Annotated in this window: 9 protein-coding genes; 6 read left to right on the top strand and 3 right to left on the bottom strand. The window is 61.5% G+C overall.

What is annotated here, in order from left to right; all coding sequences use genetic code 11:
* The first annotated feature begins 139 nt into the window (after window positions 1-139).
* Window positions 140-2,209, top strand: coding sequence for an AsmA family protein (locus tag BBG20_RS03255; protein WP_065900188.1), 2,070 nt, complete (start codon window positions 140-142; stop codon window positions 2,207-2,209).
* A 111-nt stretch (window positions 2,210-2,320) separates the two neighbouring features.
* Here the strand turns inward: BBG20_RS03255 and BBG20_RS03260 are convergent, their stop codons facing one another.
* Window positions 2,321-2,851, bottom strand: coding sequence for a ferritin-like domain-containing protein (locus tag BBG20_RS03260; RefSeq protein ID WP_034105637.1), 531 nt, complete (start codon window positions 2,849-2,851; stop codon window positions 2,321-2,323).
* Window positions 2,852-3,052: 201 nt separating this feature from the next.
* On the opposite strand from BBG20_RS03260, the gene BBG20_RS03265 reads away from it, so the two are divergent.
* Entirely contained in the window at window positions 3,053-3,943 is an 891-nt protein-coding gene (locus BBG20_RS03265) for an esterase/lipase family protein (RefSeq protein WP_065900189.1), read from the top strand.
* A gap of 95 nt (window positions 3,944-4,038) precedes the next feature.
* On the opposite strand, the gene BBG20_RS03270 is transcribed toward BBG20_RS03265, so the two are convergent.
* On the bottom strand, window positions 4,039-4,926 hold the full coding sequence (locus BBG20_RS03270) for a DMT family transporter (RefSeq protein WP_065900190.1): 888 nt from the start codon (window positions 4,924-4,926) through the stop codon (window positions 4,039-4,041).
* A gap of 98 nt (window positions 4,927-5,024) precedes the next feature.
* Here BBG20_RS03270 and BBG20_RS03275 point away from each other — a divergent pair, with 98 nt between their 5' ends.
* The 4 genes from BBG20_RS03275 to BBG20_RS03290 all read left to right on the top strand — a co-directional run bounded on the left by BBG20_RS03275 (window position 5,025) and on the right by BBG20_RS03290 (window position 8,000).
* Complete coding sequence (locus BBG20_RS03275; protein WP_065900191.1) at window positions 5,025-5,813, top strand: AraC family transcriptional regulator; 789 nt, start codon at window positions 5,025-5,027, stop codon at window positions 5,811-5,813.
* Window positions 5,814-5,884: 71 nt separating this feature from the next.
* Window positions 5,885-6,187 (top strand): PsiF family protein, encoded by a 303-nt coding sequence (locus tag BBG20_RS03280; protein ID WP_065900193.1) that lies wholly within the window; start codon window positions 5,885-5,887, stop codon window positions 6,185-6,187.
* 177 nt (window positions 6,188-6,364) lie between these two features.
* Complete coding sequence (locus tag BBG20_RS03285; RefSeq protein WP_065900195.1) at window positions 6,365-7,378, top strand: AI-2E family transporter; 1,014 nt, start codon at window positions 6,365-6,367, stop codon at window positions 7,376-7,378.
* Window positions 7,379-7,421: 43 nt separating this feature from the next.
* Window positions 7,422-8,000, top strand: coding sequence for a hypothetical protein (locus BBG20_RS03290; RefSeq protein ID WP_065900197.1), 579 nt, complete (start codon window positions 7,422-7,424; stop codon window positions 7,998-8,000).
* Between the two features lie 379 nt (window positions 8,001-8,379).
* On the opposite strand, the gene BBG20_RS03295 is transcribed toward BBG20_RS03290, so the two are convergent.
* A partial coding sequence (locus BBG20_RS03295; RefSeq protein WP_168167054.1) for an Hsp70 family protein occupies window positions 8,380-8,984 on the bottom strand: 605 nt, incomplete at its 5' end.

The following is an 8,984-nucleotide window of genomic DNA, read 5'->3' on the forward strand; positions in this document are numbered from 1 at the left end:
TGATGATCGAATCTGTCTGGTCGATCAGGAAAATGGCTTTTTGCGACTAAATCCGCGATCGAGTTAAACCCCCGCGCGGTTTGCCAGTCGTAGCCTTATGAGCTGTAGTTCAGCTATTCGTGTTGAGGAGTCCTGTGCAATGACGCGCACTCGTAAAATCGTCGCCTGGAGCTGCGCCAGCTTCGTTCTGTTAATCGCCATCCTGGTGCTGGTCCTGGTGTTTTTTGACTGGAACCGCATCAAGCCGCCCCTCAATGCCAAGGTTTCCGAAGAGTTGCATCGCCCGTTTGCCATCAATGGCAACCTGGCCGTGGTGTGGGCGCGTGAGCCCGACGAAGGCGGCTGGCGTGCCTGGGTGCCATGGCCCCACGTGATTGCCGAAGACCTGACCCTGGGCAATCCCGATTGGTCGAAACAGCCGCAAATGGTCACGTTGAAGAAGGTCGAGCTGCGCATTTCGCCCCTGGCGCTGCTGGTGCAGCGCGTGGTGATCCCGCGCATCGACCTCACCGAGCCGAGTGCCCAGTTGCAGCGCCTGGCCGACGGCCGCGCCAACTGGACATTCAAGTTCGACCCCAAGGACCCCAACGCCGAACCCTCCAGTTGGGTGGTGGACATTGGCGCCATCGGCTTCGACAAGGGCCACGTCACCCTCGACGACCAGACTCTCAAGACCCAGCTCGACGTGATCATCGACCCCTTGGGCAAGCCGATTCCGTTTGGCGAAATCGTCGGCGACGCCGATGCCAAGAAGGCCCTGGAAAAAGGCTCGGCGCCGCAGGACTACGCGTTCGGGCTCAAGGTCAAAGGCCAGTACCATGGCCAGAAACTCGACGGCAGCGGCAAAATCGGTGGCCTGCTGGCCCTGCAGGACGCGGCCAAGCCATTCCCGCTGCAGGCCCAGGTCAAGATCGCCGACACCAGCATCGCGCTGGCCGGCACCCTGACCGACCCGCTGAACCTCGGCGCCCTCGACCTGCGCCTGAAACTCTCCGGCACCAGCCTGGGCAACCTGTACCCGCTGACGGGCGTGACCCTGCCGGACTCACCGGCCTACGCCACTGACGGGCACTTGATCGCCAAACTGCACGAGCCGACGGGTGCGTCTTTCCGGTACGAAAACTTCAACGGCAAGATCGGTGACAGTGACATCCACGGCAACCTCGGCTACGTCGCCAGCCAGCCAAGGCCCAAGCTCAGCGGCGCGCTGGTGTCCAATCAATTGCTGATGACCGACCTCGCGCCCCTGATCGGCGCCGACTCCAACGCCAAGCAAAAGGCCCGGGGCGGCGAAAGCAAACAGCCGGCGACCAAAGTGCTGCCGGTGGAAGAGTTCCGCACCGAGCGCTGGCGCGACATGGATGCCGATGTGGAATTCACCGGCAAGCGCATCGTGCACAGTGCCGATCTGCCGTTCACCGACCTCTACACCCACCTGATCCTCAACGACGGCGAACTGAGCCTGGAACCCCTGCGTTTCGGCGTGGCCGGCGGCAAGCTGGACGCGCAGATCCGTCTGAATGGCCGCACCACGCCCATGGAGGGCCGTGCCCGGCTCACTGCGCGCAACTTCAAGCTCAAGCAGCTGTTCCCGACCTTCGAGCCGATGAAAACCAGCTTTGGTGAACTCAACGGCGACGCGGATATTTCCGGGCGCGGCAACTCCGTGGCGGCGCTGCTGGGCACCTCCAACGGTGACCTGAAAATGCTCATCAACGATGGCGCCATCAGCCGCAGCCTGATGGAAATCGCCGGGCTCAACGTCGGCAACTACGTGGTGGGCCGCCTGTTTGGCGACAAGGAAGTGAAGATCAATTGCGCGGCGGCGGACTTCGGCATCAAGACTGGCCTGGCGACCACGCGGCTGTTTGTGTTCGATACCGAGAACGCCATCATCTACATCGATGGCACGGCGAACATGGCCACCGAGCAGCTCGACCTCACGATCACGCCGGAATCCAAGGGCTTCCGCCTGTTCTCCCTGCGTTCCCCGCTGTACGTCAACGGCCCGTTCATCAAGCCGAATGCTGGGGTGAAAGCCATCCCATTGGCGCTGCGTGGTGCGGGCATGGTCGCCCTGGGCGTGATCGCCGGCCCGGCTGCCGGGTTGCTGGCGCTGGTCGCCCCCAGCGGCGATGAGCCGAACCAATGCGCACCGTTGCTGCAGCAGATGAAGGAAGGCAAGGCGCCGAAGACCGTGAAAGGCTGATCCGACACAAAAAAACAGGAGCCGGCTTGCCGGCGATGAGGCCTTGGTTCTCGGTGGAGAGCTTGAGGCCATCATCGCCGGCAAGCCGGCTCCTACAGGGTGTTGCGGGGGTTACAGGCTTTCGAGGATGTCAGCCATGTCGTCTGCGTGCTCTTCTTCCTGAGCCAGGATCTCTTCAAACAGACGGCGGGTGGTCGGGTCCTTATCACCGATGTACTGGATGATTTCACGGTAGCTGTCCACCGCAATTCGCTCGGCCACCAGGTCTTCGTAGACCATTTCCTTCAAGCTGTTACCCGCCACGTATTGGGCGTGGGAGTTCTTCGACAGCAGGTCCGGGTTGAACTCCGGTTCGCCACCCAGTTGCACGATACGTTCGGCGAGTTTGTCGGCGTGTTCGGCTTCCTGGGTCGCGTGCTCGAGGAATTCCTCGGCGGCGATCTGGGCCTTGACGCCGCTGGCCATGAAGTAGTGGCGCTTGTAGCGCAGCACGCACACCAGTTCTGTGGCCAACGAGGCGTTGAGCAGGCGAATGATCTCTTCGCGGTCGGCGTCGTAACCCTCGGTCACGGCACCGTTTTCGACGTTCTGGCGGGCGCGGCTGCGCAGGGTCGCAACGTCAGTCAAGTTTGCTTCAGTCATCTCAATCTCCTGGTGCTAATCCGGTTTTACGCCACGCTCTACCGGCGTGATCGCTCCAAGTTGTGAGTCCTGCGTGACGCAAAAAGTTTTATCGGATTTCAATGGGCGTCGAGCATTTGCAAACGATCGCCTGTTCATGGGGCGGTCATGTCATTTGGTCTAGGATGGTTCAATCACCCTTCAGACCAGGATGTCAGCGTCATGCCCCAACCGCTCGCCACGCGTTATCCCCTGGTGCTGGTCCCCGGCATGCTCGGCTTCGTGCGCGTGGGGTTGTTTCCCTATTGGTACGGCATTGTCCCGGCGCTGCGGGCCGGTGGCGCGCAGGTGTTTGCCGTGCAGGTGGCGCCGCTGGATTCCAGCGAGGTGCGCGGTGAGCAACTGCTGACGCAAATCGAGCAGATTCGCCGTGACACCGGTGCCGACAAGGTCAACCTGATCGGCCATAGCCAGGGCGCGCTTACCGCCCGCTATGCGGCGGCCAAGCGCCCTGACTGGGTGGCGTCGGTGACGTCGGTGGCCGGGCCCAATCAGGGTTCGGAACTGGCGGACCATATCCACCTTCATTACCCGGCCGAGAGTGTCAAAGGGCGGATCATGAGCGCGCTGTTCCATCTGGTTGCCTGGGTGATGGGCGTGCTGGAAACCGGCTATCGCGGGCCGCGCTTCAAGGCTGATCTGCAGGCCTCGCACCATTCCCTGACCAGCGCCGGCGTGGCCCTGTTCAATCGCCAGTATCCCCAGGGGTTGCCCGAGACCTGGGGTGGGCACGGCGCCGAGGTGGTCAATGGCGTGCGCTATTACTCGTGGTCCGGCACTTTGCAGCCGGGCAAGACCGATCGCGGGCGCAACCTGCTGGACGGCACGAACCGCAGTTGCCGCTTGTTCGCGCGCAGTTTTGTGCGAGAAAAGGGCCAGTGTGACGGCATGGTCGGGCGCTACAGTTCGCATTTGGGGCGGGTGATCGGCGATGACTATGCGTTGGACCACTTCGACATCGTCAACCAGTCCATGGGGCTGGTGGGCAAGGGCGCGGAGCCGATCCGCTTGTTCGTCGAGCATGCGCAGCGATTGAAAGCCGACGGGGTTTAGCCGGCCCAATCGCGTAATCGTTTATCGCGCCATGCCAGCACCCACTAAACAACGCGGTTCACTGTGGGAGCGGGCTTGCCCGCGATAGCGAGGGCTCAGGCCGCGCTGGCCTCGCGGCGCACCGGCGTGGTCCAGCGCTCCGACAAGATCACCCCGCCCAACGTCAGCAAGCCACCCACCAGGTGATACAGCGCCAACTCCTCCTTCAACACCACGGCTGCAATCAGCGCGGTGATCAGCGGCAGCAGGTTGAAAAACAATGTGGTGCGGCTTGGTCCCAGGGTCTTGACCGAATGCATCCACGCCAACGGCGCGAGCATCGACGCCAGCAAGCACGCGTACAGTACCAACGGGATGTTCGCCCAGCCCAGGCCCGCTTTCGCCGAAAACATGAACAGCGGAAACAGCACCACCACCGCCACCAGCACCTGCAGATAGAGAAGCACCAACGGCGGCAGGCGCAGCTGCCATTTTTTCAACAGGGTGCTGTAGACCGCATAGGCCAGGGTGGCCACCAGCATCATGCCGTCGCCGAGGTTCACGCCGTGCTGCAGCAGCGCGCCGAGGCTGCCGGCCGAGACCACCACGACCACGCCGGTAAATGACAGCACGGCACCGGTGAGGGCGCCGAAGGTCAGGCGCTGGCCGAGGCTGATGATGGCGGCGGTCAATGCCATCAACGGCATCAGCGAGAGGATGATGCCCATGTTGGTGGCGCTGGTCAGCGTGGCGGCGTAATAGGCCAGGCTCTGGTACACGGCCATGCCCAGCACGCCGAGGATGAAAACCTTGCCCAGGTTCGGACGGATGATCGACCAGTTGGCAATCACCGGCTTGAGCATGAACGGGGTAAACAGCAGCGCTGCGAGCAACCAGCGATAAAAGCCGATTTCTGCGGGGAAGATCGAGCCCACGGCCAACTTGTTGACCACGGTGTTGCCGGCCCAGATAAAGATAGCCAGCAGCGGATACGCGTATTGCATCGAAAGAAACCAGGTGTGTTGATGAGGCAAGATTATCCCCTTGTCTGGATCGAAGCCTATACTGCGATCCAGACAACCTGCGCCTGTATCCAGACAATATGCCCAGACACATCGTCCGCCTCGCCGATTTCGCCCGGCTGCCCAGCCCGGTGTACTTTCGCTACTCCGATTTTGCCCCGGATACCGAGTGCACGCCGCACCAGCACTTGTGGGGTTCACTGGATTATTCGGCGAGTGGGGTAATGCGCATGGAAGTGGCCGGCAGCCGCTTCATGTCGCCGCCGCAGTATGCGGTCTGGGTGCCGCCGCAGACCGAGCACAGCTCCTACAACGCCCACGCGATCATCTACCACTCGGTGGGCCTGGCACCGGAGCTGTGCGAGCAACTGCCGAAGCACCCCTGCACCTTGGCGATCAGCGACATTCTCAAGGCAATCCTCAAGGATTTTGCCAAGCGTGATGTGAATAACCCTCAGAGCGACGCCGACCGCCGTCTTGCTGACGTGGTGGTGGACCAACTCAGGCAGGCGCCGATTCACGATTGCTTCCTGCCCTACGCGCGTCACCCCGGGCTGCTCGGCGTACTCGAAGGCATGCAGGCCGACCCCGGCGACAATCGTCCCCTGGCGCACTGGGCCGAGCAGGTGCATGTCAGCGAGCGCACCCTGGCGCGGCAATTTGTGCGTGAGTTGGGCATGAGCTTCGGCGAATGGCGCCAACGCCTGCGTTACCTCGCCGCCATCGAAGCCCTCGACAGCGAGCGCAGCGTGCAACATGTGGCCTTCGACCTGGGCTACAGCACCGCCTCGGCCTTCATCGCCATGTTCCAGCGCCATGCCGGCTGCACGCCAGAGCAGTACCGGCGGACAAATATCCGCGGCCGGTGAAGATGTAACAGGCTTTGACTACACTCCTCGGTAGGCCGTGCCCCCCGGCACGGTAACAGGGAGAAAACTCCATGAAGATGCTGCGTATTCCGCTGTTGATGATGGGCCTGCTGCTGTGTTCCCAGGGTTTTGCCGCCACTGCCCAGCAAAATAAAATGACCACCTGCAATGCCGACGCCACCACCAAGGCGCTCAAAGGCGATGAACGCAAAGCCTTTATGAGTACGTGTCTCAAGGCGGCTCCCGCTGCCAACGACGCCAAGACCCTGACGCCCCAGCAGCAGAAGATGAAAGACTGCAATGCCGACGCCAAGACCAAAGCCTTGACCGGCGACGCGCGCAAAACCTTTATGAGCACCTGCCTGAAGAAATAATAGCCCCAGGCCATAGAAGGCTGCGACACTCGCACACAGCCCCCTGTAGGTGCTGGCTTGCCAGCGAAAAAGCGGGAACGCTCACGCGTTTATCCAGACTAAACGCGGTGCCCTTGCGTTTTTCGCCGGCAAGCCGGCTCCTACAACATCCTTTAACGCCGTTCGTTTTGAGGCTGTATGCCAACGTTTTCTCAGCGTCACGTGTTGTTGCTGGTCAGTTGCGTCATCATTTTCGGTGGATTATTGCTGGTCCTGCCGCTGAAGCTGCTGCCCAGCCTGTTGGCCGGGCTGCTGGTGTATGAACTGGTCAACATGCTCACCCCGCAGTTGCAGCGGCTGATCGAAGGTCGGCGCGCGCGCTGGTTGGCCGTGGCCTTGCTCGGCACCTTGATCGTCAGCGTGCTGACCCTGATCTTCGCCGGCGCCATCAGCTTCCTGCTCCACGAAGCAGAAAATCCCGGGGCGTCCCTCGACAAGTTCATGGGTGTGGTCGACCGCGCGCGCGGCCAGCTGCCGCCTTTCCTCGACGCCTACTTGCCCGCCAGCGCCGCCGAGTTCCGCGTGGCCATCGGTGATTGGCTGAGCAAACACCTGAGCGAACTGCAGTTGGTCGGCAAAGACGCCGCGCACATGTTCGTCACCCTGCTGATCGGCATGGTGCTCGGCGCGATCATCGCGCTGCAGCGCGTGCCCGACCTTACCAAGCGCAAGCCGCTCGCCGCTGCGCTGTTCGACCGCCTGCACTTGCTGGTCCAGGCCTTTCGCAACATCGTCTTCGCCCAGATCAAAATCGCCGCGCTGAACACGGCCTTTACCGCGATCTTCCTGGCCGTGGTGCTGCCGCTGTGTGGCATTCACCTGCCGCTGACCAAGACCCTGATCGTGCTGACCTTCCTGCTCGGCCTGCTGCCGGTGATCGGCAACCTGATGTCCAACACGCTGATCACTATCGTCGCGCTGTCGTTGTCGATCTGGGTGGCGGTGGCGGCGCTGGGCTACCTGATTGTGATCCACAAGGTCGAGTACTTCCTCAACGCGCGCATCGTCGGCGGGCAGATCAGTGCCAAATCGTGGGAGTTGCTCCTGGCGATGCTGGTGTTTGAAGCCGCTTTTGGCTTGCCGGGCGTGGTGGCGGGGCCGATCTACTACGCGTATTTGAAGAGCGAGTTGAAGCTCGCTGGCATGGTTTGATGCAATAACGAGAACGTTAAAGGGATTTAAGGGGAAACTAGCAGTGAGCGACAATCTCTATGCTCCGCCAACGGCGGAGCTGACCGACACAGCGCGGCCGTCAGCCGAGTTTTACGTCATTTCCAAAAAGAAATTGCTGATCCTGAGCCTGCTCAGTTTTGGGCTTTACACCTATGTCTGGGCGTATAAAAACTGGAGCTTGTACAAGCAGGCCAACCAGGCCGATATGTTGCCAGTGGCGCGCGCGTTCTTTTTTATTTTCTTTATCCACAAGCTCTATCGCCTGGCCTACCGGCGCGTAGTCGAGAGCGGCCGCAAGTTCGACTTCGATTTTGAACAGTGGGCGACGGTTTTCGTGGTGCTGACGGTGGGCGCCAATATGTTCGACGCGGCGGCTGCGCGGATCGAGGCGTGGTCTGCGTATAAGAACCTGACGATGCTGGCGATTCCGATCTGTGCCTACATCCTGCAGCAGTCCCAAGGCCTGATCAATTTTGCCGCGGGGGATCCTGACGGCGAGAGCAATGATCGTTTCAGCCCATGGAACTACCTGGTGATCGTGCCGGGGGTGGTGGTCTGGGGGCTGACGTTTCTGGGGCTGTGGTCGATTTATTTTCGCTAGGGTGGGTGGGCGTCTCCTGTTATGAGTGGGCTTTTTTGTGGCGAGCGGGCTTGCCCCGCGTTGGGCTGCGAAGCAGCCCCAAACCATCATCCCAGGCATACCTGAAACAGCGCATTCATCCTTGATGGGGCTGCTTCGCAGCCCAACGCGGGGCAAGCCCGCTCGCCACAAGAAGCCCGGCAGCCACAATAAGCTCATCAGCCACATCAAGCCCGACAGCCACAACAAGCCCATTAGCTACTCAAGCCCGGCAGCCACGACAAGCTCATCAGCCATATCAAGCCCTGCAGGTCACAGGAGACTTTGGTTGGCTCATCAAGCCCTGCAGGCCACAAGAGGCTCTGGTTGCCTCAAGAGCCTCCTCTGGCCAGCGTCTCGCTCAACTGCCGTAGCGTTTGCTTGCCTCGATCGCCAGGCCGCTGCCGATGCTGCCGAAGATGTTGCCTTCCACGTGCCGTGCATTCGGCAGCATTGCCGAGATGCTGTGGCGCAGGGCCGGGATGCCGCTGGAACCGCCGGTGAAGAACACCGTGTCCACTTGGGCAACGTCCACCGAGGCGTCGGCCAGCAATTGCGTGACGCTGTTGCGCACGCGCTCCAGCAGGCCGTCGATGGCCGACTCGAACAGGCTGCGGCTCAGGTCCACGCTCAAGCCCGGTTCAACCCGGTCGAGCAGTACGTGGCGGCTGTCTTCGTGGGTCAGCTGGATCTTGGTTTCTTCCACTTCCATCGCCAGCCAGTGGCCGGCGCGCTGTTCGATCAGCTTGAACAGGCGGTCAATGCCGCCGGTGTCTTCGATGTCGTAGCGCATGCTGCCCAGGGCCAGCTGGGATTTCTGCGAGTACACCGAGTTGATGGTGTGCCAGGTCGCCAGGTTCATGTGGTGGCTGGTGGGCATGTAGGCTCCGCTTTTCATGCGGCTGCCGTAGCCGAACAGCGGCATCATGCCGGCCAGCGACAGTTGCTTGTCGAAGTCGGTCCCGC

Source organism: Pseudomonas aylmerensis (assembly GCF_001702265.1).
Taxonomy (GTDB): Bacteria; Pseudomonadota; Gammaproteobacteria; order Pseudomonadales; family Pseudomonadaceae; genus Aquipseudomonas; species Aquipseudomonas aylmerensis.